Raw genomic sequence first — 25,254 nt, forward strand, 5'->3', positions numbered from 1 at the left:
AGACGGCGTCGCAAACCAATGATTAAGTAAACTACAGTAAGGAGGCCGAATGGCGCTGTTTTCAGGTAAAAATGCAGAAGAATTAAACGATTTGTCTAATGATTTACCCCGTTTTTTACACTCTCTTTACCAATTAGCGGATCGATTAGAACTGGATTTGGCGCAGCTTGAGGTTGACCACATTGCCGTGCGTTGTCACCAGAACACCACCGCAGCGCGCTGGAAATCTGGCTTTATGCAGCATGGCGTGCTGTTTTCGGAAAAAGAAATCAACGGACGTCCTGTGGCCCTTTTTGAACTGGAGTCGCCGCTGTCGGTTGGACCCTGGAAGATAAGCGTTGTTGAACTACCGTGGCCAGGAAATCGCCTGTATCGCCATGAAGGATGGGAGCATATCGAAGTGGTGCTGCGGGGTGATCCTGACGAACTGGGGTCGCGCGCGTTGGCGCTGTGCTCTGATGCAGGGCTGATTCAGCAAGGAATTTCCATCAAAAGCAGTGCGCCAAAGGGCGAAGGGGAACGTCTTCCCAATCCCACGCTGGCAATCAGTGACGGTTCGGTCACCATCAAGTTCCATCCCTGGAGCCTGAAAGAGGTGGTCGAAAGCGAGTTATGACAGGTTAAGACGCGGCAGGGTGCGCACGGCATTTTCCATGCGTCGGAGGGCTTCGTGGATAAAGTCGCGCGGGCAGCCGAAGTTCAGGCGCACGTAACCGTCGTCGCCAAAGTCACGGCCTGGTGAAAAGCCCAGTCCGTGACGTTCAAAGAACAGCGCCGGACTGGCGGCCTTCAGCTGACTGGCATCAATCCACGCCAGGTAGGTGGCTTCCGGTGCCACCATCGACAGGCCGGGTATGGCATTGACGCGCTGCGTCAGCAGATCCCGCGTCTCCCGCAGATAGGCCAGCTGCTCATCCAGCCACGGCTGTCCGTCACGCCAGGCCGCCGTCGCGGCAACATACGAAAGAATATCCACGCCCGGCACCAGTCCCTGACGTTGTCGGGTGAAACGCTTGCGCAACTCCCTGTCCGGAATGATCGCCACTGAAGCACCCAATCCGGCAATATTGAAGGTCTTGGACGGGGAGATCAGCGTGACAGAGCGCTGTTCGGCATCCTCATTCAGCGAGGCAAAAGGAATATGCTGCGCACCGGGCTCCAGCAGCAGGTCGCAATGGATTTCATCTGAACAGACAATCAGATCGTGGCGCTGGGCAAATCGCCACTGCTCCAGCAACTCCTCGCGACGATACACCGTGCCGCCCGGATTTTGCGGGTTACACAGCATCAGCAGCTTCTCATTGCCAGTCATTTGTGGCTCTAACGCCGCCAGGTCCATCACCCAACGTTCCTCTTCCAGACGAAGCTGGGCATTGAGTTGGCTGCGGCTGGCATTGGAGGCGGCTGAACGGAACGGCGGATAGATCGGGGTAGGGGCGATGGTGCCCTGATGCGCTTCAGTAAATGCGCGCACCGCAAGATTTAAGCCGGTGACCACGCCGGGCAGGAACACCAACCATTCAGGTTTTATCGCCCACTGATACCTTTCAGCCATGCGGGCAATAATCACGTCAATCAGTTCGGCTGGCGGATTGCCGTAACCAAAAACGCCGTGCTCAACGCGCTGCGTCAGGGCATCGATAATACACTGCGGAGAACGGAAGTCGGTGTCGGCGACCCACAGCGGGAGGATATCCTGATCACCATATTTTTGCCATTTGAGACTATCGCTGTGACGGCGATCGATCCGTTCATTAAAATTGGATGCCATGTTAGTGATTCCCGTTAATATTAAATCGAAGTTATTGAGTCAGACTAAACACCTGCAAAGATTTTCACAACCAGCCAGCAGTCATTAACAGGAGGATGGGATGCTAAAACTGGAAGTATGCTGCTATGGAGTCGATTGTGCTTTGACTGCTGAACAAGCCGGAGCCGATCGGGTTGAATTATGTGCTGCACCGGCTGAGGGTGGGTTAACCCCGTCCGCTGGCAGCCTTAAACTGGCGCGTGAAAAGCTGACGCTGCCCGTCCACCCCATTGTTCGCCCGCGCGGCGGCGATTTTTGCTTCTCAGCCAACGAATTTAATGAGATAAAATCAGACGTCGCGCTGATCCGCGAACTGGGCTTTCCGGGCGTGGTGGTCGGCGTGCTGGATGTTGATGGCCACATTGACCTGCCAAGGATGAAACAGATTATGGCGCTGTGCGATGGCATGGCGGTCACCTTCCATCGGGCCTTCGATCTGTGCCACAGCCCGCTGATGGCCCTGCAGCAACTGACCGACCTTGGTGTGGCGCGCATCCTGACCTCAGGACAGCAACAGAGTGCCGAAAGCGGATTATCGCTGCTCAAGGAACTTAACCGAATGACGCGCGGTCCAATCATTATGGCTGGGGCGGGCGTCCGTCTCGGCAATTTGCAGAAGTTCATTGATGCAGGTCTGAGCGAAATACACAGCTCGGCCAGCCAGAGAGTGGCCTCGCCGATGCGCTACCGTAAAGCCGGTGTCTCTATGAGTTCTGTGGCAGAAACCGATGAATTCAGTCGCACCTGTGTGGACAGTGATATGGTCGAAGCGATGAAAGTCGCGCTGTCGCTCAGTCCCCCGGTGAGAGTTGCCTGACCCGATTTTGCCGCGCAGCACGCCACTAAACGACGTGATGTTTGCAAGTACCAAGCCCCATCGTTTTGGTGGGGCTTTTTTTCACCCCAAACTGCCCGCAGGGCAGAAATTCCCCTTACACTTAGGCTATTCCTTTCCTCTTTGACGAGATTGTTCATGAAAATCATCATGCTGGGCGCAGGGTGTTTTATGTTGTGGGCAGGCGTCTCGGCCGCGTATGCCGCAGAGAGCTGTCCTGCGCAGGCGAAGCAGATCAATGACAGCAACAGCCTGGTGCTGCTGGGTGGCACCGCCAAAGGGCCGATCAAGCAGGTGGTGGTTGGCGAGTTTGGTAAGGACGTTAATCAGCAGAAACGCATTCTGGGCCAGTTCGATCGCTGTGGCGCGTTGCTCAGGGCGGACATCAGCTATGACAAGAGCGAAGGCAACATGATGCTGCGGATGGTGCAGAATATCGCCCGGGTTAACAGCGGCTGGCAGTCGGTGTATGACATGTCGGTGTTCATGATCAAAGACGGCCAGCCGGTGGAAGTGAATCGCAAACAGGGCACCGTGAACTATCTGATCGGCAACAAGGGTACTATCACCAGTTCAACCGATGCCTTTTTACTGAAGGGCGAGAAGGGGTTCACCGAAACCACCAACAGCTTTGATTCCCGTCTGCGGTTGATCAAAAGCGTGGCCAGAGGCTCCGACGAGCAGGCTAACGGTGTGTTTCGTTATCAGTGGAACAATAAGAACCAGTTAGTCAACTCCAGCTCCGGCAACAGCAAAATGAGCTGGTCGTATGATAAGCAGGATCGCGAGCAGCGTTTGCTGACGCTGACCCATTCCGCCAACAGCGATTTGACCTCGGTTGATGAGTGTCAGCTGTGGGACGATCGGGGGAACTGTACCTTAAGCTACGCCCATGAAAAGGAAGTGTTTCCGCAGGGCGAAATTAACCGCCATATCAGCGCCGCCTACCGGTTTGAATACTGGGAGCAGTAACAGGTAATAAAAAAGGCGGCGTGAGTATCCCGCCGCCTTGTTACAGGGTGAGGTGACGCGATTATTTCACCGTCAGGCTAAAGGCATCCACCGCCAGAATGGCACTGGCAATATCTTCCGCACTCAGATTCGGGTTGAGGTTTTTCAGCGTATCGCCTTCGCTGTTGGCCAGCGCACCGACTTTCACCAGGTTTTCCCAGCTCTCCTTCTCCAGATGCAACTCTTTCAGCGTGGTTGGCATGTTAATCGAGCGGTAGAAACGGATATAGCGCGCGATCTCTTCATCCGGACGCTGCTCCAGCACCATCTGCGTCAGCGTGCCGTAGGCCACTTTCTCGCCGTGCGTCAGGTGGTGAATATCGCCGTCGATGGCGGTGAAGCCATTATGGATCGCATGCGCGCCGGCCAGACCGGCGTTTTCAAAGCCCAGTCCTGACAGCAGGGTATTGGCTTCGACCACCGCTTCCACCGCAGGCGTTACCACTTTTTTCTCCACCGCCTGATAGGCGCTGTAACCGTAGGTCAGCAGCGTTTTTTCACAGGCTTCCGCAATCGCCATACCGGCAATGGTCGGATCGCCACCCACCATCGATTTACTGTGAGAGCGTTTCACCGCCTGCGCTTCCACAAAGGTGGCCAGGCCGTCGGCGATGCCGGAAGCAAACAGGCGCACCGGCGCGCGGGCGCACACCTGCGTATCGACCAGCACCAGGTCTGGGTTTTTGCTGTAGAAGCGATAGCTTTCGAATACGCCGGTATCGGAATAGATCACCGAAAGGGCGCTACAAGGCGCATCGGTTGAGGCGATGGTCGGGACAATCACCACCGGCTGTTTCAGTTCATCGGCCACGGCTTTGACGGTATCCAGCGTTTTGCCGCCGCCCAGACCAATCACCAGGCTGGCACCGCCTTGTTTAGCCAGTGCCGCCAGCCGGCTGATTTCGTTGCTGGACGCTTCGCCGTTGAACTGTTGATAGTAAAACTCAATATTGTGTTCTTTCAGGGAAGCCTGTGCTTCTTTACCAATCAGCCCCCAGACAATCTCATCGGCAACCACAAAGGCGTTATTGCCAAGCTCTGCGACATACTCGCCTAGCTGGGCTAACACACCCGCACCCTGGACATATTTCCGCGGTGAAGAGAAAACGAATTTACTCATGTGGGACTCCTTTCAGTGAAATGAAACAGATGTCTGACTGCGCCAGTGTGAACCCTAAGGGGTGACAGGGTTTGTTAAAAAACGGCATAACGTAAAAAATTCACATTCTCATTTGTTGCACCAGGTGATTGATTTCCGCCCACGAAAGGATTGATTGTGGTGAGGATGTCGCTAGAATATGAATTTCCTGTTAAGGACCCTGCCATGACCGCTTCACTGCTGACCTTTCTGTTCGCCATCATCATTCTGACGCTGACACCCGGATTCGATACCGCGCTGATCCTGCGCACGTCTGCCGCCAACGGCTGGAAAAAAGCCGTCACCACCAGTATGGGGATCAATACCGGCTGTATGGCGTGGGGCGCTGCGGTGGGCCTGGGATTAGGGGCGCTGCTGCTGGCCTCGGAGATGGCGTACAACATGCTTAAGCTGGTGGGTGCCGCCTATTTGCTGTGGTTAGGCGTAGGGTTACTGCTGAAGCCGCGCTCCGATTTTCATGCTGATGTGGCCGTAAGCAAAAAGCAGAGCGGCTATGGTGCCGTCTATATGCGTGGATTTCTGGGGAATATGCTGAATCCGAAGGTGGGGGTGTTTTACGTCTCTTTCCTGCCGCAGTTTATTCCCGCGGGGGGGTCCGTCGCGCTGTGGAGTATCGGCCTGGCGTTTATCCATGTGATGGTTGGCACATTGTGGAACGCCGTGCTGATTGCCTCGACGCACTATTTCGCCGAAAAGCTGCGTCGCCCGGCGGTGATGAAGATGATGGATCGTCTGACCGGCTGCGTGTTTCTTGGCTTTGCCGCGAAGCTGGCGATGTCGCGGCGGTAACGGCGTTGCGAAGTGAGCCGCAGAGGTCAACACCGCTGCGGTGTTGACCTCTGCTGAGACCGTTGAGCGTGACGGCGGTTAAGGCTTGCGCGCCACCAGAACCGCGCGCAGCGGTGCCGGATAACCCTCAATGGTTTTCGTCGGATCGTTGGGGTCAAGGAACTCGGCCAGTGATTCGCTGGTCATCCAGTCGGTGCGGCGCTGTTCGTCGGTACTGGTGACCGAATAGTCCGCAATCCGCACGTCTTCAAAGCCACACTTCTCCAGCCAGTTTTTTAAGGCACCGGTGGTAGGCAGGAAATAGATGTTACGCATCTGCGCATAGCGCTCGCCCGGCACCAGCACTTCCTGGTCGCCACCTTCAATCACCAGCGTTTCCAGCACCAGTTCGCCACCGCTGACCAGCTGATTTTTTAACTGGTAGAGGTGATCGAGCGGCGAACGGCGGTGATAGAGCACCCCCATCGAAAACACGGTATCAAAGGCTTTCAGCTCCGGAAGTTGCTCAATCCCCAGCGGCAACAAATGGGCGCGCTGATCGTCGCCCAACAGCTTGCGCACCGCTTCAAACTGGCACAGGAACAGCTGCATCGGATCGATGCCGACCACCAGTCTGGCACCCGCACCCAGCATCCGCCACATGTGATAGCCGCTGCCGCAACCGACATCCAGCACCGTTCTGCCCGCCATCGGCGAAATATGTGGCAACACGCGGTCCCACTTCCAGTCTGAACGCCATTCGGTGTCAATGTGCACGCCGTATAACGAATACGGCCCTTTGCGCCACGGCATCAGATTTCTTAACAGCTTCTCAATACCGCCGCGCTGACGATCGGTCAGATGGCTGGCATCGGCGGTGACGCTGTGCAGTAAATCCAGCGTCTCCGGTTGAAGTGCCGGAAGATACTCAACGGCACGATCCCAGTTCTTGAAATGGCCATGCAACTGCTCGCGCTGCCAGGTGGCAATCTGCGCGGGCAGGGTTTCTAACCAGGGAGAGAGAAGCGGGTGTTTTGCTATTAACTGGTAAAAATTACCGAAATCCATCAGACCGAACCTGCTTTAAGCGCTATCAACGAGCCAAAATTAAAACACTGGAACCATAACTCAGCGTGTTCAAACCCTGCGGTGCGCAGGCGCGCTTTGTGCGTTTCCACGCTGTCCGTCAGCATCACGTTTTCCAGCATGCTGCGCTTCTGGCTGATTTCCAGCTCGCTGTAGCCATTGGCCCGCTTGAAATCGTGGTGCATGTTGAACAACAGCTCACCGACATCCGCATCCGCAAAGCTGAACTTCTCGGACAACACCAATGCGCCGCCAGGACGAAGCCCTTTCCAGACGGTATTCAGCAGCTGCTGGCGCTCGTCGGGTTCCAGAAATTGCAGCGTGAAATTCAATACCACCATCGAGGCATTCTCAATGTTGATGTCACGAATATCGGCTTCAATCACGTCTACCGGCGTGTCCGCACGGAAGGCATCAATATGACGACGGCAACGCTCAACCATCGCCGGCGAGTTATCCACCGAGATGATTTTGCAGCCTTCGGCTTTGATGTTGCGGCGCACGGAAAGCGTGGCCGCCCCCAGCGAACAGCCCAGATCGTAAACCTGGGTGTGGGGCTGCACAAAACGCTCGGCCAGCATGCCGATCATCGAAATAATATTTGAATAACCCGGCACCGAGCGCTGGATCATATCAGGGAAAACTTCTGCAACGCGCTCGTCAAACGTCCAGTCACCCAGTTTGGCAATTGGCGCGGAGAACAACGTATCGCGGTTAGGCATAGTGGTCAGTCCGGGAGAAAAACGGAAAGGCGCTATTTTGGCAGAAAGCGGCGCGGGCTGCACCCTTTCTGCCACGGTTGCCGGGCAGGAAGGTGAAAAAATTGCGGCAGAGAGATTAATGCAGGGTCAGAACCAGGTCCCACGGCAGGTAGATCAGATTCAGGATAATCATTCCCAGCAGCGAAAGCAGGGTGATGATCATGCCGTTTTTACGCCACAAAATGGTGCTGGTACGCATACCGTAGGCATGCAGCAGACGGCCAAGGAAGAAAAATAAGCCCACCAGATGCAGCATCCAGATATCGGCGCCGTTCATCTCCATCAACACCAGCAGCAGTGCCGCCAGCGGAATATATTCTACCGCGTTGCCGTGAATACGAATGGCGGTCTGAAGTTCATAAAAACCGCCGTCACCGTGAGAAACACGGTACAGGCGTCGAAGACGAACCACATCAAGCGAAAACTTGATAATGAAAAGTGCTCCTAGCACGACATACAGGGCGCTGACCATCCCGACTCCCAAAGGCACAAATATTTTAAGGCGTCATCATAGCCGTGAAAACCCGGACTGTCAGTGCGTTACCCCTACAGTTAAAGAATTATCTTACGAATTAGCTCAGAATAACTGGTCCTGCTGCGGCCAGTTGGGCGGATCGCCAACGGCGGGTATTGCTTGCTGTAGCGCGCTCCACAGATGCAAAACCAGTTCCGGTGCAAACGCGATATCCGGCGTATGGATAAACAGCCAGGGTTGGCCCTGTTCCTGCCACTGCGGCAACTTGCTGAGCCACGACTGGAACCATTTGAGATTGGCGTCCGCATCGTCACCGCCGATAAACCGCACCATCGGCCGGTCCGCAGTCATCACCGCATGCACCGGCAGCTGAGGCTTTTTGCGCTGCGCGTCAATAATCGCGGCATTGCTGGGTTTTGCGGAGTGTACGCCACGGGTATCGAGGATCACCCGGTTAACGCCTCGCTGATGTAAACCGCGATTAAGCTCGCGCTCAGCCTCGCCTTTGGCAAAAAAATCCGCATGACGCACTTCGACGCCATAACTGAAGCTGTCCGGCAAGCCATCGAGAAAGGCCCACAGCGTGGGCAAATCGGCGGGGCTGAACGCGGCCGGAAGCTGAAGCCAGTACTGGCCGAGGCGGGCCGCCAGCGGTTCCATCAGAGCAAAAAACTCGGCCGTTAAATCGCCGCAGTTCTTCAGGGCAGCCTGGTGGCTGATGGTCGCCGGGAATTTAAAGCAAAAGCGAAACGCATCGTGGGTCATAGCCTGCCAGCGCTGCACGATTTCAGGTCGGGGCAGGGCATAAAGCGTGGTATTGCCCTCAACGCAGTTAAAGTGCTGTGCGTAGTCGGCAAGGGTAGTCATACCCAGTTTTTTCCACTGAGGATGCTGCCATTGTGGCAATCCAAGGTAAAAAGGCTTCATCGGCTGTCCCTGATTGACGGTCTGGCCTGAAATGTAGCGAGCGAAAGGAGGGAGTGCAAGGCGAAGTGCCGGAGAACCAACCCGGCAATCGCATCAGCGAGCGCCGGGCTGACAGGGTTACAGCGCGGAGATGATCTCGGCGGACTGACGAACGCGACCCAGGCGCGGGAAGATATTTTTGAAGCTACCTTCGTGTTCTTCGGTGCTGCCGGCACTGCAGATGTCTTCTGCAACAATCAGGTTGAAGCCCAGCTCCCACGCGTTACGCGCGGTGGATTCCACACCGATATTGGTGGAGATGCCGCCCAGTACGATGGTGTCGATACCACGACGACGCAGCTGCAGCTCCAGATCGGTACCGTAGAACGCGCCCCACTGATGCTTGGTCACTTCGATATCGCTGTCTTTCTTGCCCAGCGCTGCCGGATACACCCACCAGTTCTCCGGCAGTCCGCCGCTGTGGCTGGCATCGACCGGTTGCTTTGGCGCATCGCCAAAGTCTTTTGCCCAACCAACACGCACCAGAATGACGGGTGAGTTGGCGGCACGGAACTTTTCAGCCAGCACCGCTGAACGGGCAACCACATCAGACGCTGCGTGTGGGCCGCCAGCGAAAGGCAGAATACCTTCCTGCAAATCGATCAGTACCAGTGCCGTTTTTGCAGCATTTAATTCCAACATAGTCTCTCCGGTGAAAGGGGGGAAATCATTGAGAATACAAGCAATCTGATTTTATACGCGACAACAACAATGTTCGGAAAGGGTGAAATTTGTTAGCTTTTGTGAGTAGCCGGCAGATTGTGAACAAATTTGCCGCGAAACGACGCGCCTGATGCGCTCACGGCTCTTATCGTGCCGGGCTTTTTCCATTATAATGGGCGCCTTTTTTCGCGGCAGCAGACTTTATGTTGCGGCGATGCGGCGAAGTTTAAAGGATATCGTTATGCGTACTGATTATTGCGGACAGATCAACCTGTCTCACGTAGGCCAACAAGTGACACTCTGCGGTTGGGTCAATCGCCGCCGCGACCTGGGTAGCCTGATCTTCATTGATATGCGTGACCGTGAAGGCATCGTGCAGGTCTTTTTCGATCCGGACCGTCAGGAAGCCTTCAAGCTGGCCTCTGAACTGCGTAACGAATTTTGCATTCAGCTTACTGGCACCGTCCGTGCCCGTGACGACAAAAATAAAAACAGCGATATGGCCACCGGTGAAGTCGAAATTTTCGCCACCGATCTGACCATCATCAACCGCTCCGAGCCGTTGCCGCTGGATTCAAACCACGCCAACACCGAAGAAGCGCGCCTGAAATACCGCTACCTGGACCTGCGTCGTCCGGATATGGCGCAGCGCCTGAAGACCCGTGCCAAAATCAGCAGCTTTGTCCGTCGCTTTATGGATGACAACGGCTTCCTCGACATCGAAACGCCAATGCTGACCAAAGCCACGCCGGAAGGCGCGCGTGACTATCTGGTGCCGAGCCGCGTGCATAAAGGCAAATTCTATGCGCTGCCACAGTCTCCTCAGCTGTTCAAACAGCTGCTGATGATGTCCGGCTTCGATCGCTACTATCAGATCGTGAAGTGCTTCCGTGACGAAGACTTGCGTGCGGACCGTCAGCCCGAATTTACCCAGATCGACGTCGAAACCTCCTTTATGACCGCGCCTCAGGTGCGTGAAATCATGGAGCAGCTGGTGCGCGAGCTGTGGCAGAACGTGAAGGGTGTGGATTTGGGCAACTTCCCAATGATGACCTTCGCAGAAGCGATGCGTCGCTACGGTTCCGATAAGCCAGACCTGCGTAACCCAATGGAGCTGGTGGACGTTGCTGACCTGCTGAAAGACGTTGAGTTTAACGTCTTCTCCGGACCGGCGAACGATGCCAAAAGCCGTGTTGCCGCATTGCGCGTGCCGGGCGGCGAAAAGCTGACCCGTAAGCAGATCGATGAGTACACTGACTTCGTGAAAATCTACGGGGCGAAAGGCCTGGCGTGGATGAAAGTCAACGAACGTGCGAAAGGTCTGGAAGGCGTCACCAGCCCGGTGGCTAAATTCCTCACCGCTGATATCGTTGAAGCGATTCTGGCACGCACCAATGCCGCCGATGGCGACAGCATCTTCTTCGGCGCGGATTCCGCCAAGGTGGTGGCCGATGCGTTAGGTGCGCTGCGCCTGAAGCTGGGTCGTGACCTGGATATCACCACCGGCAATGCCTGGGCACCGCTGTGGGTTGTCGACTTCCCCATGTTTGAAGAAGATGGCGAAGGCGGCCTGAGCGCCATGCACCATCCGTTCACCGCGCCGAAAGATATGACGCCGGAAGAACTGAAGTCCATCCCGGAAACCGCCATCGCCAATGCGTACGATATGGTGATCAACGGTTATGAAGTGGGTGGCGGTTCGGTCCGTATCCACAACACGCAGATGCAGCAGACCGTGTTTGGCATCCTCGGCATTACCGAGCAGGAACAGCGCGAGAAGTTTGGCTTCCTGCTGGACGCGCTGAAGTACGGTACGCCGCCACACGCTGGCCTGGCGTTCGGTCTGGACCGTCTGGTGATGCTGTTGACCGGCACCGATAACATCCGTGATGTGATCGCGTTCCCGAAAACCACTGCCGCCGCCTGTCTGATGACGGAAGCGCCTAACTTCGCCAATCCGGCTTCACTGTCCGAGCTGGGTATTGAAGTGATGAAGAAGTACCAGACTCAGCAGCCGTCAGAGAACGAGTAATGGCGTTTAAGCATCCCGTGTCGGTACTGGTGGTGATTTACGCCCGCGATACCGGCCGGGTGCTGATGCTCCAGCGTCGGGACGATCCCGGCTTCTGGCAGTCGGTAACCGGCAGCCAGGAGCCAGGCGAAACGCTGGCAGAAACCGCGATGCGGGAAGTGAAAGAAGAACTGGGAATTGACGTCAACGCCAGGCAGCTCACAGTCGTCGACTGCCAGCGTCAGATACAATTCGAGATCTTCGCCCATTTCCGCCATCGCTATGCGCCGGACGTGACGCACAACAGTGAGCACTGGTTCAGCCTGGCGTTGCCGGAAGAGTGGGAGGTGTCGCTCAGCGAACATCTCGCCCTGCAGTGGCTTCCGCCTGCAGAGGCCGCCGTGCTCACCAAGTCCTGGAGTAATCGCCAGGCAATTGAAGAATTTGTTATTTAGTCTTTTCTGGAGAATTGAATTTATGGCAGGCCACAGTAAATGGGCTAACACCAAGCACCGTAAAGCGGCGCAGGATTCCAAACGCGGTAAGATCTTTACCAAGATTATCCGTGAGCTGGTGACTGCAGCAAAACTGGGTGGCGGCGATGCCGGCTCCAACCCACGTTTGCGTGCCGCAATGGACAAAGCGCTGTCGAACAACATGACGCGTGACACCATGAACCGTGCGATTGCACGTGGCGTGGGTGGCGATGATGACAGCAACATGGAAACCATCATCTATGAAGGTTACGGCCCGGGCGGCACCGCCGTGATGGTTGAATGCCTGAGTGATAACCGCAACCGTACCGTGTCTGAAGTGCGTCATGCCTTCAGCAAAACCGGTGGCAACCTGGGAACCGACGGTTCTGTTGCATACCTGTTCACCCGCAAAGGCGTAATCACCTTCGCACCGGGTCTGGCAGAAGATGACGTGATGGATGCGGCACTGGAAGCGGGCGCGGATGACATCGTGACCTATGACGATGGCACCATTGATGTGTTCACCGCCTGGGAAACCGTTGGTCAGGTGAAAGATACGCTGGAAGCGGCTGGCCTGAAGGCTGAATCGGCTGAAGTGACCATGATCCCGTCTACCAAAGCGGATATGGATGAAGAGACGGCACCAAAACTGCTGCGTCTGATCGATATGCTGGAAGACTGTGATGATGTGCAGGAAGTCTACCATAACGGTGAGATCTCCGACGAGGTGGCGGCAACCCTTTGATCGGGTTGTGTCTGCACAGCCCGCTGACCGGAGGTGCGTGATGACGATCATTCTTGGTATTGACCCAGGTTCACGCATCACCGGTTACGGCGTTATTCGTCAGGTTGGCCGCCAGCTGACCTACCTTGGCAGCGGCTGTATCCGCACCAACGTGGTCGATCTGCCTTCACGTCTGAAGCTGATTTACGCGGGCGTTAGCGAGATCATTACCCAGTTTCAGCCGGAATTTTTTGCCATTGAGCAGGTTTTTATGGCTAAAAATGCCGACTCGGCACTAAAGCTGGGGCAGGCGCGCGGCGCGGCGATTGTGGCCGCGGTGAATCATGATTTGCCGGTTTTTGAATACGCGGCACGTCAGGTGAAGCAAACCGTGGTCGGCACCGGTAGCGCAGAGAAAAGCCAGGTGCAGCATATGGTGCGCACCTTGCTGAAGCTCTCGGCGAATCCTCAGGCGGATGCCGCCGATGCGCTGGCGATTGCGATCACTCACTGCCACGTGAGCCAGAACGTCAATCGACTGGGTGAAGGGCCGTTAAGCCTGGCACGGGGTCGTCTCCGTTCCTGATAAGCTGGATATCCATCCAGCTTTTTTTATGGTATAAAATCCCACTACTCTTTTGTGAAGGATGCGAATGTGATTGGTCGTCTTAGAGGCATTATTTTAGAAAAACAGCCGCCGTTAGTGCTGCTGGAAGCCAATGGCGTAGGCTACGAAGTGCATATGCCGATGACCTGTTTTTATGAGCTGCCTGAACTGAATCAAGAAGCCATCCTGTTCACCCACTTTGTGGTACGCGAAGATGCGCAGCTGCTGTTTGGTTTCAACAGCAAGCAGGAGCGTGCGCTGTTCCGCGAGCTGATCAAAGTGAACGGTGTCGGACCGAAGCTGGCGCTGGCCATTCTGTCCGGCATGTCGGCGCAACAGTTTGTCACCGCCGTCGAGCGCGAAGAGATTGCGGCGCTGGTTAAGCTGCCAGGCGTGGGCAAGAAAACCGCCGAGCGTCTGGTTGTCGAAATGAAGGACCGCTTTAAAGGCATGCATGGCGACCTGTTCGCCGCCGATGCGCCATTTGCGCTGACCAGCGAAGTGCAGCCTGCGGATGCCGCTAACGATGCCGAAGGTGAAGCCGTTGCTGCGCTGGTCTCGCTGGGGTATAAACCTCAGGAAGCCAGCCGGATGATCAGCAAACTGGGTCGTCCGGACGCTGATTGTGAAACGCTGATCCGCGAAGCACTCCGCGCCGCAATTTGAGGTAAGCATGATAGAAGCCGATCGCCTGGTCTCGCCGGGAACCATCACCGAAGAAGAGGTCATTGACCGCGCCATTCGTCCCAAGCTGCTGCAGGAGTATGTCGGGCAGCCGGTGGTGCGTGAACAAATGGAGATCTTTATCCAGGCGGCCAAAATGCGCGGTGATGCACTTGATCATCTCCTGATCTTCGGCCCGCCAGGCTTAGGGAAAACCACGCTGGCCAATATCGTGGCTAACGAGATGGGCGTGAACCTGCGTACCACCTCCGGCCCGGTGCTGGAGAAGGCAGGCGATCTGGCGGCGATGCTGACCAACCTCGAACCGCACGACGTGCTGTTTATCGATGAGATCCACCGTTTGTCGCCGGTGGTTGAAGAAGTGCTCTATCCGGCGATGGAAGATTATCAGCTGGATATCATGATTGGCGAAGGGCCGGCCGCGCGATCGATTAAACTCGATTTGCCGCCGTTTACCCTGATTGGTGCCACCACGCGCGCGGGCTCGTTAACCTCGCCGCTGCGCGACCGTTTTGGCATCGTTCAGCGCCTTGAGTTTTATAAGGTGGAGGATCTGCGCCACATCGTCTCACGCAGCGCGGCCTGTCTTGGGCTGCCGTTAAGCGACGAAGGTGCGCTGGAAATCGCCCGTCGTGCGCGTGGTACGCCGCGCATCGCCAACCGCTTGCTGCGACGCGTGCGTGACTTCTCCGAAGTGCGTGCTGCCGGCAGTCTGAGCGGGGATGTGGCGTCACGCGCGCTGGATATGCTCAGCGTCGACACCGAAGGCTTTGACTATATGGACCGCAAGCTGCTGCTGGCGATCATCGATAAGTTTATGGGCGGGCCGGTCGGACTGGATAACCTCGCCGCCGCCATTGGCGAAGAGCGGGAAACCATTGAGGACGTGCTGGAACCCTATCTGATCCAGCAGGGCTTTATTCAGCGCACTCCGCGCGGCCGCATGGCAACGAATCACGCGTATAAACACTTTGGCATCAAGCGGGAAGAGTAATCCGCGTGGTCCAGACGAAAAAAAACCGGGAATTCCCGGTTTTTTTTATGGCTGCGGTAAGTGGGCGGGATAAAAACGGCCCTCTGCGGCAACGTTATACCGCCGGACGTTTCATCATGCTCAGCATAAACATCAGTGACGCGCCCAGCACCACTGACGGGCCAGCTGGCGTATCGTACCAGGCAGAGAAGGTCAGGCCGGCGGTCACCGCTAGAATCCCCACCAGGATGGCAATCCCCGCCATCTGCTCCGGCGAACGGGCAAAGCGTCTGGCGGTGGCGGCAGGAATGATCAGCAGCGAAGTGATAATTAACGCACCGACAAATTTCATCGCCACACCAATAGTTAGCGCGGTCACCAGCATCAGCACCATTTTGGTCCGCTGAATGTTAACGCCATCAACCTGCGCTAACTCCGGGCTGATGGTCATCGACAGCAGCGAGCGCCAGTAAAACGCCAGCACGGCCAACACAATCGCCACGCCCGCGCCGATGGTATACAGATCGGTTGGCGTCACCGACAGCAGGTCACCGAACAGATAGGCCATCAGATCGACCCGCACGTTGGACATCAGGCTGACTACCACCAGACCCAGCGACAGCGCGCTGTGCGCGAGGATGCCAAGCAGGGTATCAATGGCCAGATGCGGCCGGCGTTCCAGCCAGACCAGCAGCAGCGACAGCATCAGCGTGATAGCAATCACGGCATAAAACGGGCTGATATTCAGCAGCAGACCAAAGGCCACGCCCAGCAGTGAAGCATGCGCCAGCGTATCGCCAAAATAAGACATCCTGCGCCACACCACGAATGAACCCAGCGGGCCTGCGGCCAGCGCCAGTAAAAAACCGGCAAACCAGCCGGGTAACAGCAGTTCAATCACTGATTCTGTCCTCTGCGTAAAACAATACGTCCCTGTAAATCGTGACGGTGATTATGGTGGTGACGATAGATGGCTAACTGTTCGGCGCCACGGGAGCCAAACATCGAGATAAATTCGGGGTGTTTCGACACCACTTCTGGCGTGCCGGAGCAGCAGATATGCTGATTAAGGCACAGTACCTCGTCGGTTTTAGCCATGACCAGATGCAGATCATGGGAAACCATCAGCACCGCGCAGTTCAGCTCGTTTCGCAACTGGTCGATCAAATCATACAAAGCAACCTGACCATTGACGTCCACGCCTTGCGTCGGCTCATCCAGCACCAGCACCTGTGGCTGATTCAGCAAAGCACGGGCCAGCAGCACGCGCTGCATCTCGCCACCGGACAGTTTCTGCAGCGGGTAATTCAGCAGCTGGGCCGCCTGCACGCGCTTTAACGCCGGCAGAATATCGCTGCGCTTGACGCCGCCGCGCAACAGCATAAAGCGCTCGACGGTGAGGGGCAGGGTGGCATCCAGATGAATTTTTTGCGGCACGTAGCCAATGCGTAACTGAGACGGGCGGAGTAATTTGCCCTGGTCCGGTTGGATCAGGCCCAGCACCACGCGCACAAGCGTCGACTTGCCTGCGCCATTCGGGCCAAGCAGGGTCAAAATTTTACCGGGTTGCAGGGTTAACGAGACGTCGGAAAGCACACGACGCACGCCAAAGCTGACAGACACTTTTTCCAGACTAATCAGTGGGGACATAATCATTACAGGTTGCCAAAGTTTTAGAATGTTATAATATCACACTCCATCGACTTCTCACGATGGATGGAAATATGATGTTACATAATAAAGCCCCGCTTTTTACCCTCATTTCTGCGGTGGGTTTAGCCGCCTCGCTTGCGGCGCCTGCCCATGCTGCTGTGGTGGCTTCTGTTAAGCCTCTGGGCTTTATTGCGGCGGCGATCGCAGATGGCGTTACGCCTGTCGAGGTGCTGTTGCCAGACGGTGCCTCCGAGCATGATTATGCTCTGCGTCCATCCGATATTAAACGCTTGCAGGGCGCGGATCTGGTGGTCTGGGTAGGGCCAGAAATGGAAGCGTTTATGCCGAAAGCGGTCGCGCAATTACCGGTCCAAAAATCAATAGAATTAGCCGAATTACCGGGCGTAAAACCCCTGCTGATCAAGGGTGGAGAAGAGGATGAAGAGGCCCATGGGGAAAGCGCTCAGGGCCATGATGCGGCTGAGGATCACCATCATCACGGCGAGTATAATATGCACCTGTGGATGTCCCCAGAGATCGCAAGGCAATCGGCGGTTGCAATCCATGCAAAATTATTGGAACTTATGCCCCAAAGCAGAGACAAACTAGACGCGAACCTCAAACATTTTGAGGATGAATTGGCATCGGCCGATACGCAAATAGGAACTCAGCTTGCGCCGGTTAAAGGTAAAGGGTATTTCGTTTTTCACGATGCTTATAGCTACTTTGAAAAACACTTCGGTTTGACCCCAACAGGTCATTTTACCGTCAACCCTGAGATCCAACCGGGCGCCCAGCGATTACATCAAATTCGAACAGAGCTGGTTGAGCAGAAGGCCGTCTGCGTCTTTGCTGAACCACAGTTCAGGCCGGCCGTGATAAATGCGGTTGCCAGGGGCACCCACGTCCGTTCAGGTACGCTGGATCCACTGGGAACGGACATTACTGTAGCCAGAGACAGCTATGTGAAATTCCTCTCACAGTTGTCCAGCCAGTACACGAGCTGCCTGAAAGGAGCCTAGAGGAAATTCATAAGTGCAGCAGATTGCCCGCGCTGTCAGCATGGCGTTTAACACATTACCGCGAACCCACCGCATCATGCTGGGTTCGCTCACCGTAGTGACACTGGCCGTCTCCGTCTGGCGGCCATTTGTTTATCATCAAACCGGTGAAACTAACCCTATCGTTAAGAGCATTATCCTCGACAAGAGCCAGTTGCGCACCGTGACGCCCGATGCCAGCGAACCGCTCGATCAGGACACGCCCGCGCCAGAAGATGATGTGCCAAAAGATGAGATAGATGAGGATGTGCCGAATGAAACCGGCACCCATGACTATGTCGTTTCTTCCGGCGATACCTTAAGCAGCGTCTTAAATCAGTATGGCATTGATATGAGTGATATCAACCAACTGGCTAAGGTCGATAAGGATCTGCGCAACCTCGGTGTGGGCCAACAGCTGAGCTGGACGCTGACTGATGATGGTCAGCTGCAACGTCTGACCTGGGAAGCCTCCCGCCGCGAAACCCGCACTTATGATCGTTCTGGCGACACCTTTAAATCCTCTTCTGAAGTGCAGAAGGGCGAGTGGAAAGATGCCGTTCTGTCGGGCACGGTGAACGGCAGTTTTGTTAACAGTGCAAAACAGGCTGGCCTTACCAGCGGGGAAATCAGCGCGGTAATTAAAGCGTTGCAGTGGCAGATGGATTTCCGAAAATTGCGCAATGGCGACAAATTCTCGGTATTGATGTCGCGCGAAATGCTGGAAGGCAAGAGCGAGCAAAGCCAACTTTCCGGCGTTCGTTTGCAGTCTGGCGGCAAAGACTATTACGCTATCCGCGCCAATGACGGTAAGTTCTACGACCGCACCGGTTCCGGGCTGGCGCAAGGCTTTATGCGCTTCCCGACCGTTAAACAGTATCGCGTGTCGTCCAACTTTAATCCGCGTCGCGTTAACCCGGTGACCGGCCGTATTGCGCCGCATAAAGGCGTCGATTTTGCCCTGCCGATTGGCACGCCGGTGCTGGCGGTCGGCGACGGTGAAGTGATCGTCTCCAAGCGTAGCGGGGGTGCGGGTAACTATGTGGCAATCCGTCACGGTCGTCAGTATATGACCCGCTATATGCACATGCAGAAGCTGTTGGTGAAACCCGGCGAAAAAGTGAAGCGTGGCGAGCGTATTGGTTTGTCCGGCAGCACCGGGCGTTCCACCGGGCCGCACCTGCACTTTGAAATCTGGATCAACAACCAGGCGGTTAACCCACTGACGGCGAAACTGCCGCGGATGGAAGGTCTGAGTGGCAAAGATCGCAGCGATTACCTGAAACAGGTGCGTGAGGTTATGCCGCAGTTACGCTTTAACTAAGTCAGTTCAATCGTTCATCTTTAAGCCGACGGGATCTCCCGCCGGCTTTTTCATTTTATCGACGGAATGATACGGGGATTGCAAAATTGCCCGTCAGCACTATCATTAGCCCGTTATTGTTTGAGGCGAGTGCATGGAAAACAGCAAAAAAAGTAATATAGAGTTCATTCCTACCTTTCAGAAATCCTTTCTGTTGCCGAAATATTGGGGCAACTGGCTGACCATTGGCGCCTTTGCCGGACTGGCATGGTTACCTGCAGGGATGCGCGATCCGTTGCTTGGCGCACTGGGGCGTCTGGCAGGAAAGATGGCCAAAAGTGCCAGAAGGCGCGCGCAGATTAATCTGTTGTATTGCATGCCCGAAGTGCCTGAAGCACAGCGGGAAGCGATCATTGATGAGATGTTCGCCACGGCGCCTCAGTCAATGGCGATGATGGCCGAGCTGGCGTTACGCCCGGACAAAGCGATCGGCCGCATCCACTGGCACAATCAGGAAATTATCGACGATATCCGTGAGCAGGGTGGCAACGTGATCTTCCTGGTGCCGCACGGCTGGGCTGTGGATATCCCGGCGATGGTGCTGGCTTATCAGGGCCAGAAAATGGCGGCAATGTTCCATAACCAGCGCAATCCGTTGATGGACTACGTGTGGAATGCCATCCGTCGCCGCTTTGGTGGCCGGATGCACGCGCGTAATGACGGCATCAAGCCGTTTATCAGTTCAATCCGTCAGGGTTACTGGGGCTATTATCTGCCGGACCAGGACCACGGCCCGGAGCAAAGCGAGTTTGTCGACTTCTTTGCCACCTATAAAGCCACGCTGCCCGCCGTGGGTCGCCTGATGAAGGTCTGCCGCGCGCGCGTGATCCCGTTGTTCCCGGTGTATAACAGCAAAACCCATCAGATGGATATTTATCTGCGTGAACCGATGGATGATTTGGTCAATGTCGATGACCATACGCTGGCGCGCCGGATGAACGAAGAAGTGGAAATGCTGGTGCGGCCGAATCCGGAGCAGTACACCTGGATCCTGAAACTGTTGAAGACGCGTAAAGAGGGCGATATCGAGCCGTATAAACGCAAAGATCTCTACGGTAAAAAGTAAGGTTGAGCAGCATAAAAAAAGAGCGGGGTGATGAACACTCCGCTCTTTTTGTTTATTACGTCCCGGCGCTGTATCAGTTCACCGCAGTGATGGTTGTCCGGCGCTTGCGCTCACGCAGGAAAGCATGCACCAGCAGCAACCATGCCAGCCCACACGCCAGGTTCACCACGCTGAACATAAAGCTTCCGCCACCGAAGTAGGCGCTTTTCGCCAGCTCAATCCCCAACGCAAACACCACAATACTCACCATGCCCAGCATTGCCGCCACGCTGCCTTTTCCGGCGGTGCTGGAGAATAAGGTCAGGCGATACAGCCCGGCGTTGACCAGCCCGGTGCCAAAGCCATACAGGCTCAGACCGGCCGTCAGCCACAGATAGCTGTGCGGGTTGATGGAGGTGCACAGCGCAGCCAGCGCCAGACCAATCACAATCGGCCATGCGCCCAGCTTCAGCGGCTGCTCAATCGCCATGCGGCCAGAAAGCCGACCGAGCGTCAGATTTCCGGCAATCATCGCCACAAAGACCGGCAGCTGCAGCAGCGCATAATCCATGCGGGTTAACCCTTCGTCATGGATCAGGATCACCGGTGAAAGCGCCACCCAGGCCAGGCAGGGAATGGTTACCAGGCCGATGGCCAGCGATCCACTCATCACCTGACGGTCTGTCAGCAGCGCGTAATAGCCTTTGGCGAGGGATTTAAGCGAAAGTGACGTGTTCCGATCGCCCGAGGTTTCCGGCATGGTGCGCCACAGGCCGATCAACGCCACCGCCGTTACGCCACCAAACAGCCAGAACATGGTGCGCCATTCGCCCACCGACAGAAACGCCGCGCCGGCCAACGGTCCGGCCAGCGGCGCTAACAGCGCCACGTTGGCCATCAGCGCCATAATCTTCACGCTCAGCGACTCATCAAAGGCTTCCTGGATGGCGGCATAACCCACCGCGCCAATAAAGCACAGGCTTATCCCCTGTAAAAATCGCAGCAGGATAAACTGTTCGATGCTTTGCACCCAGTGGGTGGCGAAGCAGGTCAGCATAAAGAACGCCACGCCAGACAGCATCACCGGGCGGCGACCCAGCTTGTCGGAAAGCGGGCCCAGTAACCACTGCAGCACGATGCCACCGATCAGATAGGCCGTTAGCGACGCGGAAACCCATTCGGGTCCGACGTTGAATTCGCTGGTGACCAGCAACATGCCGGGTTGGATCATGTCGTGGGCGATGTAGGTAGCAAACTCAAACAGCACAAGGGAGAGAGGGAAAATCAGATGTCGGCGGGTCAGGCTCGACACCGGAATAAATGAGGCCATTCTGGCTCCTTCCAGCAAGGATAAGAAAAACAAAAGACGCGGTCACCGAAGCGACCGCGCCAACATACACCAGTTTTATGCCGGATTGATGAATTATCTCGGGCAAGGCGCAGCGTCAGGTTGCTCACCGCCTGACGCTGCCCTTGCCCGAAGCACGCAACCCTTAACGAAAAGCCGCAATCGGGTTAACCAGCGTGCCGGCAAACTTCAGGTTTTCCGCCGGATCGGACAGGTTAATCATCTGCTGATTGTTCGCCAACTGCAGGCGGTTCAGGCAGGAGCGGGTGAACTCCGGCGTGAACATATCGTACCGCTCGAACTTGCTGGCCAGCTGCGGATGCGCCTGCTGATACTCTTTCACGCAGTTAGCCACCGCCTGCCAGAATTTCTCTTCTGGCAGGGTGCCGGACTCGTCGAGGATGGCGCTGATAAAGCGGAAAATGCAGTCGAACACGTCGGTAAAGACCGACAGCAGCTTCAGCTCTTCCGGCACGTCCACCGCCAGACGCTGTACCTTTTCAGGCAATACCGCGTCCGGGTTCATCACCGCAATCTCTTCGCCAATGTCTTTCATATAGGCGCTGACCGGCACGTTATTTTCCAGCAGCAGGATCAGGTTTTCGCCGTGCGGCATAAACACCAGATCGTGCTGATAGAAGCAGTGCAGCAGCGGGCTGAGGTAGCAGGTCAGATAGCGGGCAATCCACTGGTCCGCTGGCAAGCCAGAATCCGCAATCAGGGCCGGCAGCAGGGCTTTCTGATGCTGGTCGACATGCAGGAAGGACGCCATGGTCATCAAACGCTGATTGGCCTGAAGCTGGGCAACCGGGTTGTCACGCCACAGCGCGGCAAACATCTTCTTATACGCCGAGTCGCCGGTGATGGCTTTCTCGTAATAACGGTTGTGATAACCGACCGCAGCCACTTCGCGCAGAATGCGGAAGTCACAGCGTTGCAGCCATTCATCCTTCGCCACCAGACCGTCCAGCCATTCGTTAATCGCCGGCGTCGTAGCCATGTAATACGGCGAAAGGCCGCGCATAAAGCCCATATTCAGCACCGACAGGGCGGTTTTCACATAGCGCTTGTTCGGCTGGCTGCGGTTGAAGAAGGTGCGAATTGACTGCTGGGCCTGATAGTGATCGTCGCCGGTCCCGAGGTAAACGATGTCGTTATTAGCGATATCCGGTGCGAAGACGGTCAGCAGTTTGTTCTGCCACTGCCATGGGTGCACCGGCATAAACAGATAGTCATCGGTCGCCAGGCCTTTTTCGGTCAGCTGGCGGTTAAAGCCGTTAATCACCGAATCACCCAGCTCATCACGCATAAGCTGCTCATACTCCAGATCGCTCAGGCTGGAAAAATGCGCATTGCGCAGATGAACCGCCACCCACACCAGATTGATCGGTGTCGCCGCTTCGGGAGCAAAGGCCAGATAATCGCGCGCATCAAAACCGATACGGCCGTTATTCGCCACGAAGCACGGATGGCCTTCGGTCATTGAGGCTTCAACCGTCTGGAAATCCGCACTGACCAACGCGGCGCTGTCGGGATTGTTCTTCTGCAGTTTGAACACGCTGCTGCAAAGCGTGCTGGTGATCTCTTCCATATAGGTGGCCAGCATCGCCGGAGGAATGCCAATCTGCTGATTGAACTCGACGATAAATTGCAGCGCATCCAGCGTCAGCGGATGTCCGTTCTCCTGCTTGAGCAGGGAATCGGCGGCGATTTCCCAATGATCTAACGCCAGTCGACGTGCCGTAAACTGATAGTCAGCTTCGCCGCCCGGAACGGCCAGACTGAAGCGACCGTTGCCCAGATCGGTTGGCGCGATGATTTTCTCATGGGCGAACTCGGCAATGGCTTTGCGGATCAGCATACGGTTTGCCAGCGACCAGTTGTCACCGGACAGATGCGATCCTGAGAGAAGTGGGTTGTCATTGGTCATAGTCAGGGTTTCCTGCAGTAAAGCGTGTTGATAATCATCGCGCTGGCAGAAAGCCAGCCAGGCGGTTTTGTGGCCCATATCGATGGTGTGCTGGTAGCGGAAGCCGGCACGCTTGTTCAGCGGATGGATTTTGTCATTGCGCACATCAGGCTCGACCACCACGCGCTGCACTTCCGGCTGGCTGAACATGTAGTCCATCACCACGCTGAACACCTGCCAGCTGAAATGACGGACCGGACGATTAGCCGGCGCGATCAGGATATGCATGCCGTAGTCGCCCGGCTGCGCCGGATAGAACTTGCCGACTTCATCTTCACCCGCCTGATAGAACTCCATCAGAAACACCGGCTTGTCATCACAGCAGCCGATCAACGCCGCACGCGTGTTGTTGGCGGTCAGGTTGCGATAGAAGGTGGCGACCTGCTCCAGGCTGTCGCTCTGCATTCCCCAGAAGCGGGCATAATCACGCGTTACCCAGCTGTGGATTAAGGACGCATCGTCAGCCTGCATCGGACGAAGGGTGAAGTGGCCCGCCGGACGGGCTTTGCTAAACAGTATTTGAGACATATCAACGTTCCGATTTGGCCGGGAAAGTCTGGAAAGCGATCTGGCGTTCTACCGGGTAGACTTCCCGGCCGGCCAGTTCGCGCAGTAAGACGGAGTTGCGGTAGCACGCCATGCCGAGGTCTGGCGTGACAAATCCGTGGGTATGCAGCTCGGCGTTCTGCACAAAGACCTGATTGTTGTGGTCGATGCTGTAGTTGCGCTGCACGTCGTAGCGGCCTTTTTCATCCCAGCGTAAGCGGCTGGAAATGCCTTCAATAAACATCGGCGGACGGTAGTGATACCCGGTCGCCATCACCAGACCTTCCGTCCGGCGGGTAAACGGCCGGTCCTGCTCCTGCTGATGCAAGGAAAGCTCAAACTCACCGCCCGGCAGCCAGCGCATATCCTTCAGTTCGGAATGGGTGAACAGGTTGACGTTCAGCTCACCATCCAGCTGCTTCACATACATCAGGTCATAGATGTCATTGATCAGGCTGCTGTTGATGCCTTTATAGAGGTTTTTATGGCGTGCATTTAGCGCGTCACGTTTCTCTGGCGGCAGATCGTGGAAGTAGTCGATCCACTCTGGCGAGGTCATCTCCAGCGTCAGCTTGGTGTACTCCAGCGGGTAAAAGCGCGGGGCGCGCGTCACCCAGTTCAGCTGGTAGCCGTGGCTGTCGATATCCGTCAGCAGGTCGTAATAGATCTCTGCCGCGCTCTGGCCGCTGCCCAAGACGGTAATTGAGCTCTTCTTCTGCAACTCCGCTTTGTTCACCAGGTATTCACTGGAGTGCGTAAAGCGTTCGCGATACGGGCGGCTGCAGTCTGGCATCCACGCCGCAGGACCGGTGCCCAGTACCAGATGGCGTGCCAGCCACTCCTTCGGCTCTCCGCTTTGCGAATCCACCGAACGGATGCGATAGCACTGCTGGCTGTCGTCATAACTGACGTATTCCACACGGGTGTTCCAGCGCAGGTTGCTCAGCTGCGAACAGGCCCACTGGCAATACTGGTTGTACTCTTTGCGCATCAGGAAAAAGTCTTCCCGGATATAAAAAGAGTACAGCTTGCCTTTCTGCTTCATGTAATTCAGCAGGCTGTAACGGCTGGTCGGATCGGCCAGCGTCACCAGATCGGCCATAAACGGCGTTTGCAGATGGGCGCTTTCCAGCATCATGCCGGTGTGCCAGTCAAAGCCAGGATTCTGGTCGAGGAACACCCCGTTCAGGCCTTCAACCGGTTCGCTCAGGCAGGCCAGACCAAGGTTAAAGGGGCCGATGCCGATACCAACAAAATCATAAATCGTAGTCATAGTAGGGA

General features: G+C 56.0%; 25 protein-coding genes. 13 read left to right on the forward strand and 12 right to left on the reverse strand.

What is annotated here, in order from left to right; all coding sequences use genetic code 11:
* Window positions 1-49: 49 nt before the first annotated feature.
* Window positions 50-616, forward strand: coding sequence for a VOC family protein (locus tag AC0IXH_RS04280; protein WP_471720034.1), 567 nt, complete (start codon window positions 50-52; stop codon window positions 614-616).
* Here AC0IXH_RS04280 and AC0IXH_RS04285 read toward each other — a convergent pair.
* A complete protein-coding gene (locus tag AC0IXH_RS04285) occupies window positions 611-1,771 on the reverse strand; it encodes a MalY/PatB family protein (RefSeq protein WP_346567547.1) in 1,161 nt (386 codons plus the stop codon). The two genes, AC0IXH_RS04280 and AC0IXH_RS04285, sit on opposite strands and share 6 nt — an antisense overlap.
* 100 nt (window positions 1,772-1,871) lie before the next feature.
* Between AC0IXH_RS04285 and cutC the strand changes: the two genes are divergently transcribed.
* Both cutC and AC0IXH_RS04295 read left to right on the forward strand, forming a co-directional pair.
* Window positions 1,872-2,627, forward strand: coding sequence for a copper homeostasis protein CutC (gene cutC, locus AC0IXH_RS04290; RefSeq protein WP_053142666.1), 756 nt, complete (start codon window positions 1,872-1,874; stop codon window positions 2,625-2,627).
* Between the two features lie 156 nt (window positions 2,628-2,783).
* The gene (locus AC0IXH_RS04295) at window positions 2,784-3,617 is read left to right on the forward strand and encodes a hypothetical protein (protein WP_105759801.1); all 834 of its coding nucleotides are present in this window, start codon (window positions 2,784-2,786) and stop codon (window positions 3,615-3,617) included.
* Between the two features lie 61 nt (window positions 3,618-3,678).
* Here AC0IXH_RS04295 and AC0IXH_RS04300 read toward each other — a convergent pair whose 3' ends face one another.
* Window positions 3,679-4,776 carry a glycerol dehydrogenase gene (locus AC0IXH_RS04300; protein WP_471720035.1) on the reverse strand — a complete coding sequence of 366 codons (1,098 nt, stop codon included), beginning with the start codon at window positions 4,774-4,776 and terminating at the stop codon, window positions 3,679-3,681.
* A gap of 204 nt (window positions 4,777-4,980) precedes the next feature.
* Here AC0IXH_RS04300 and AC0IXH_RS04305 point away from each other — a divergent pair, with 204 nt between their 5' ends.
* Complete coding sequence (locus AC0IXH_RS04305) at window positions 4,981-5,604, forward strand: LysE family translocator (protein ID WP_346597501.1); 624 nt, start codon at window positions 4,981-4,983, stop codon at window positions 5,602-5,604.
* A 78-nt stretch (window positions 5,605-5,682) separates the two neighbouring features.
* Here the strand turns inward: AC0IXH_RS04305 and cmoB are convergent, their stop codons facing one another.
* The 5 genes from cmoB to AC0IXH_RS04330 form a co-directional block, all read right to left on the reverse strand.
* Window positions 5,683-6,651 (reverse strand): tRNA 5-methoxyuridine(34)/uridine 5-oxyacetic acid(34) synthase CmoB, encoded by a 969-nt coding sequence (cmoB, locus tag AC0IXH_RS04310; protein ID WP_181151405.1) that lies wholly within the window; start codon window positions 6,649-6,651, stop codon window positions 5,683-5,685.
* The gene (gene cmoA / locus AC0IXH_RS04315) at window positions 6,651-7,391 is read right to left on the reverse strand and encodes a carboxy-S-adenosyl-L-methionine synthase CmoA (RefSeq protein ID WP_041692025.1); all 741 of its coding nucleotides are present in this window, start codon (window positions 7,389-7,391) and stop codon (window positions 6,651-6,653) included. The genes cmoB and cmoA overlap by 1 nt, the downstream gene beginning before the upstream one ends.
* 115 nt (window positions 7,392-7,506) lie before the next feature.
* Window positions 7,507-7,902: an MAPEG family protein gene (locus tag AC0IXH_RS04320; protein WP_013202533.1), complete on the reverse strand. Its 396-nt coding sequence runs from the start codon at window positions 7,900-7,902 to the stop codon at window positions 7,507-7,509.
* Window positions 7,903-8,007: 105 nt separating this feature from the next.
* Complete coding sequence (locus AC0IXH_RS04325) at window positions 8,008-8,832, reverse strand: DUF72 domain-containing protein (RefSeq protein ID WP_455863808.1); 825 nt, start codon at window positions 8,830-8,832, stop codon at window positions 8,008-8,010.
* Between the two features lie 117 nt (window positions 8,833-8,949).
* Window positions 8,950-9,513, reverse strand: coding sequence for a hydrolase (locus AC0IXH_RS04330; protein WP_053142683.1), 564 nt, complete (start codon window positions 9,511-9,513; stop codon window positions 8,950-8,952).
* Window positions 9,514-9,775: 262 nt separating this feature from the next.
* On the opposite strand from AC0IXH_RS04330, the gene aspS reads away from it, so the two are divergent.
* From aspS to ruvB, 6 genes are all read left to right on the forward strand, one after another.
* Window positions 9,776-11,566 (forward strand): aspartate--tRNA ligase, encoded by a 1,791-nt coding sequence (gene aspS / locus AC0IXH_RS04335; protein WP_346567537.1) that lies wholly within the window; start codon window positions 9,776-9,778, stop codon window positions 11,564-11,566.
* Window positions 11,566-12,000 (forward strand): dihydroneopterin triphosphate diphosphatase, encoded by a 435-nt coding sequence (gene nudB, locus AC0IXH_RS04340; RefSeq protein WP_013202529.1) that lies wholly within the window; start codon window positions 11,566-11,568, stop codon window positions 11,998-12,000. The genes aspS and nudB overlap by 1 nt, the downstream gene beginning before the upstream one ends.
* Window positions 12,001-12,022: 22 nt before the next feature.
* Window positions 12,023-12,766: a YebC/PmpR family DNA-binding transcriptional regulator gene (locus AC0IXH_RS04345; protein WP_013202528.1), complete on the forward strand. Its 744-nt coding sequence runs from the start codon at window positions 12,023-12,025 to the stop codon at window positions 12,764-12,766.
* A gap of 40 nt (window positions 12,767-12,806) precedes the next feature.
* Window positions 12,807-13,331, forward strand: a complete 525-nt coding sequence (gene ruvC / locus AC0IXH_RS04350) for a crossover junction endodeoxyribonuclease RuvC (RefSeq protein ID WP_013202527.1) — start codon at window positions 12,807-12,809, stop codon at window positions 13,329-13,331.
* Between the two features lie 69 nt (window positions 13,332-13,400).
* Window positions 13,401-14,018, forward strand: coding sequence for a Holliday junction branch migration protein RuvA (gene ruvA, locus AC0IXH_RS04355; RefSeq protein ID WP_013202526.1), 618 nt, complete (start codon window positions 13,401-13,403; stop codon window positions 14,016-14,018).
* Window positions 14,019-14,025: 7 nt separating this feature from the next.
* The gene (ruvB, locus tag AC0IXH_RS04360) at window positions 14,026-15,030 is read left to right on the forward strand and encodes a Holliday junction branch migration DNA helicase RuvB (RefSeq protein ID WP_013202525.1); all 1,005 of its coding nucleotides are present in this window, start codon (window positions 14,026-14,028) and stop codon (window positions 15,028-15,030) included.
* Window positions 15,031-15,124: 94 nt separating this feature from the next.
* On the opposite strand, the gene znuB is transcribed toward ruvB, so the two are convergent.
* Both znuB and znuC read right to left on the reverse strand, forming a co-directional pair.
* Window positions 15,125-15,910 carry a zinc ABC transporter permease subunit ZnuB gene (gene znuB, locus AC0IXH_RS04365; RefSeq protein WP_471720036.1) on the reverse strand — a complete coding sequence of 262 codons (786 nt, stop codon included), beginning with the start codon at window positions 15,908-15,910 and terminating at the stop codon, window positions 15,125-15,127.
* The gene (znuC, locus tag AC0IXH_RS04370) at window positions 15,907-16,659 is read right to left on the reverse strand and encodes a zinc ABC transporter ATP-binding protein ZnuC (protein WP_134824314.1); all 753 of its coding nucleotides are present in this window, start codon (window positions 16,657-16,659) and stop codon (window positions 15,907-15,909) included. Before znuC ends, znuB begins: the two co-directional genes overlap by 4 nt.
* Before the next feature lie 77 nt (window positions 16,660-16,736).
* Between znuC and znuA the strand changes: the two genes are divergently transcribed.
* The 3 genes from znuA to lpxM all read left to right on the forward strand — a co-directional run bounded on the left by znuA (window position 16,737) and on the right by lpxM (window position 20,131).
* Window positions 16,737-17,684, forward strand: a complete 948-nt coding sequence (gene znuA / locus AC0IXH_RS04375) for a zinc ABC transporter substrate-binding protein ZnuA (RefSeq protein ID WP_471721117.1) — start codon at window positions 16,737-16,739, stop codon at window positions 17,682-17,684.
* Between the two features lie 13 nt (window positions 17,685-17,697).
* The gene (gene mepM, locus AC0IXH_RS04380; RefSeq protein WP_013202521.1) at window positions 17,698-19,026 is read left to right on the forward strand and encodes a murein DD-endopeptidase MepM; all 1,329 of its coding nucleotides are present in this window, start codon (window positions 17,698-17,700) and stop codon (window positions 19,024-19,026) included.
* Between the two features lie 133 nt (window positions 19,027-19,159).
* A complete protein-coding gene (gene lpxM / locus AC0IXH_RS04385) occupies window positions 19,160-20,131 on the forward strand; it encodes a lauroyl-Kdo(2)-lipid IV(A) myristoyltransferase (protein WP_134824312.1) in 972 nt (323 codons plus the stop codon).
* Window positions 20,132-20,204: 73 nt separating this feature from the next.
* Here lpxM and AC0IXH_RS04390 read toward each other — a convergent pair whose 3' ends face one another.
* From AC0IXH_RS04390 to AC0IXH_RS04400, 3 genes are all read right to left on the reverse strand, one after another.
* A complete protein-coding gene (locus tag AC0IXH_RS04390; protein WP_471720037.1) occupies window positions 20,205-21,440 on the reverse strand; it encodes an MdfA family multidrug efflux MFS transporter in 1,236 nt (411 codons plus the stop codon).
* A gap of 163 nt (window positions 21,441-21,603) precedes the next feature.
* Window positions 21,604-23,955 carry a GNAT family N-acetyltransferase gene (locus AC0IXH_RS04395; RefSeq protein WP_471720038.1) on the reverse strand — a complete coding sequence of 784 codons (2,352 nt, stop codon included), beginning with the start codon at window positions 23,953-23,955 and terminating at the stop codon, window positions 21,604-21,606.
* 1 nt (window position 23,956) lies between these two features.
* Window positions 23,957-25,246 carry a lysine N(6)-hydroxylase/L-ornithine N(5)-oxygenase family protein gene (locus AC0IXH_RS04400; protein ID WP_013202517.1) on the reverse strand — a complete coding sequence of 430 codons (1,290 nt, stop codon included), beginning with the start codon at window positions 25,244-25,246 and terminating at the stop codon, window positions 23,957-23,959.
* Between the last annotated feature and the right edge of the window lie 8 nt (window positions 25,247-25,254).

Source organism: Erwinia sp. AC075, assembly GCF_979253995.1.

What these genes read in the sequence shown, in the direction of transcription:
- AC0IXH_RS04345 (WP_013202528.1), top strand. Translation starts at nt 12,023, where the DNA reads ATGGCAGGCCACAGTAAATGGGCTAACACCAAGCACCGTAAAGCGGCG.
- AC0IXH_RS04390 (WP_471720037.1), bottom strand. Translation starts at nt 21,440, where the DNA reads ATGGCCTCATTTATTCCGGTGTCGAGCCTGACCCGCCGACATCTGATT.
- ruvB (WP_013202525.1), top strand. Translation starts at nt 14,026, where the DNA reads ATGATAGAAGCCGATCGCCTGGTCTCGCCGGGAACCATCACCGAAGAA.
- znuA (WP_471721117.1), top strand. Translation starts at nt 16,737, where the DNA reads ATGTTACATAATAAAGCCCCGCTTTTTACCCTCATTTCTGCGGTGGGT.
- AC0IXH_RS04400 (WP_013202517.1), bottom strand. Translation starts at nt 25,246, where the DNA reads ATGACTACGATTTATGATTTTGTTGGTATCGGCATCGGCCCCTTTAAC.
- AC0IXH_RS04285 (WP_346567547.1), bottom strand. Translation starts at nt 1,771, where the DNA reads ATGGCATCCAATTTTAATGAACGGATCGATCGCCGTCACAGCGATAGT.
- cmoA (WP_041692025.1), bottom strand. Translation starts at nt 7,391, where the DNA reads ATGCCTAACCGCGATACGTTGTTCTCCGCGCCAATTGCCAAACTGGGT.
- ruvC (WP_013202527.1), top strand. Translation starts at nt 12,807, where the DNA reads ATGACGATCATTCTTGGTATTGACCCAGGTTCACGCATCACCGGTTAC.
- cutC (WP_053142666.1), top strand. Translation starts at nt 1,872, where the DNA reads ATGCTAAAACTGGAAGTATGCTGCTATGGAGTCGATTGTGCTTTGACT.
- AC0IXH_RS04320 (WP_013202533.1), bottom strand. Translation starts at nt 7,902, where the DNA reads ATGGTCAGCGCCCTGTATGTCGTGCTAGGAGCACTTTTCATTATCAAG.
- znuC (WP_134824314.1), bottom strand. Translation starts at nt 16,659, where the DNA reads ATGTCCCCACTGATTAGTCTGGAAAAAGTGTCTGTCAGCTTTGGCGTG.
- AC0IXH_RS04330 (WP_053142683.1), bottom strand. Translation starts at nt 9,513, where the DNA reads ATGTTGGAATTAAATGCTGCAAAAACGGCACTGGTACTGATCGATTTG.
- AC0IXH_RS04305 (WP_346597501.1), top strand. Translation starts at nt 4,981, where the DNA reads ATGACCGCTTCACTGCTGACCTTTCTGTTCGCCATCATCATTCTGACG.
- nudB (WP_013202529.1), top strand. Translation starts at nt 11,566, where the DNA reads ATGGCGTTTAAGCATCCCGTGTCGGTACTGGTGGTGATTTACGCCCGC.
- AC0IXH_RS04395 (WP_471720038.1), bottom strand. Translation starts at nt 23,955, where the DNA reads ATGTCTCAAATACTGTTTAGCAAAGCCCGTCCGGCGGGCCACTTCACC.
- AC0IXH_RS04300 (WP_471720035.1), bottom strand. Translation starts at nt 4,776, where the DNA reads ATGAGTAAATTCGTTTTCTCTTCACCGCGGAAATATGTCCAGGGTGCG.
- AC0IXH_RS04295 (WP_105759801.1), top strand. Translation starts at nt 2,784, where the DNA reads ATGAAAATCATCATGCTGGGCGCAGGGTGTTTTATGTTGTGGGCAGGC.
- cmoB (WP_181151405.1), bottom strand. Translation starts at nt 6,651, where the DNA reads ATGGATTTCGGTAATTTTTACCAGTTAATAGCAAAACACCCGCTTCTC.
- aspS (WP_346567537.1), top strand. Translation starts at nt 9,776, where the DNA reads ATGCGTACTGATTATTGCGGACAGATCAACCTGTCTCACGTAGGCCAA.
- AC0IXH_RS04280 (WP_471720034.1), top strand. Translation starts at nt 50, where the DNA reads ATGGCGCTGTTTTCAGGTAAAAATGCAGAAGAATTAAACGATTTGTCT.
- lpxM (WP_134824312.1), top strand. Translation starts at nt 19,160, where the DNA reads ATGGAAAACAGCAAAAAAAGTAATATAGAGTTCATTCCTACCTTTCAG.
- AC0IXH_RS04325 (WP_455863808.1), bottom strand. Translation starts at nt 8,832, where the DNA reads ATGAAGCCTTTTTACCTTGGATTGCCACAATGGCAGCATCCTCAGTGG.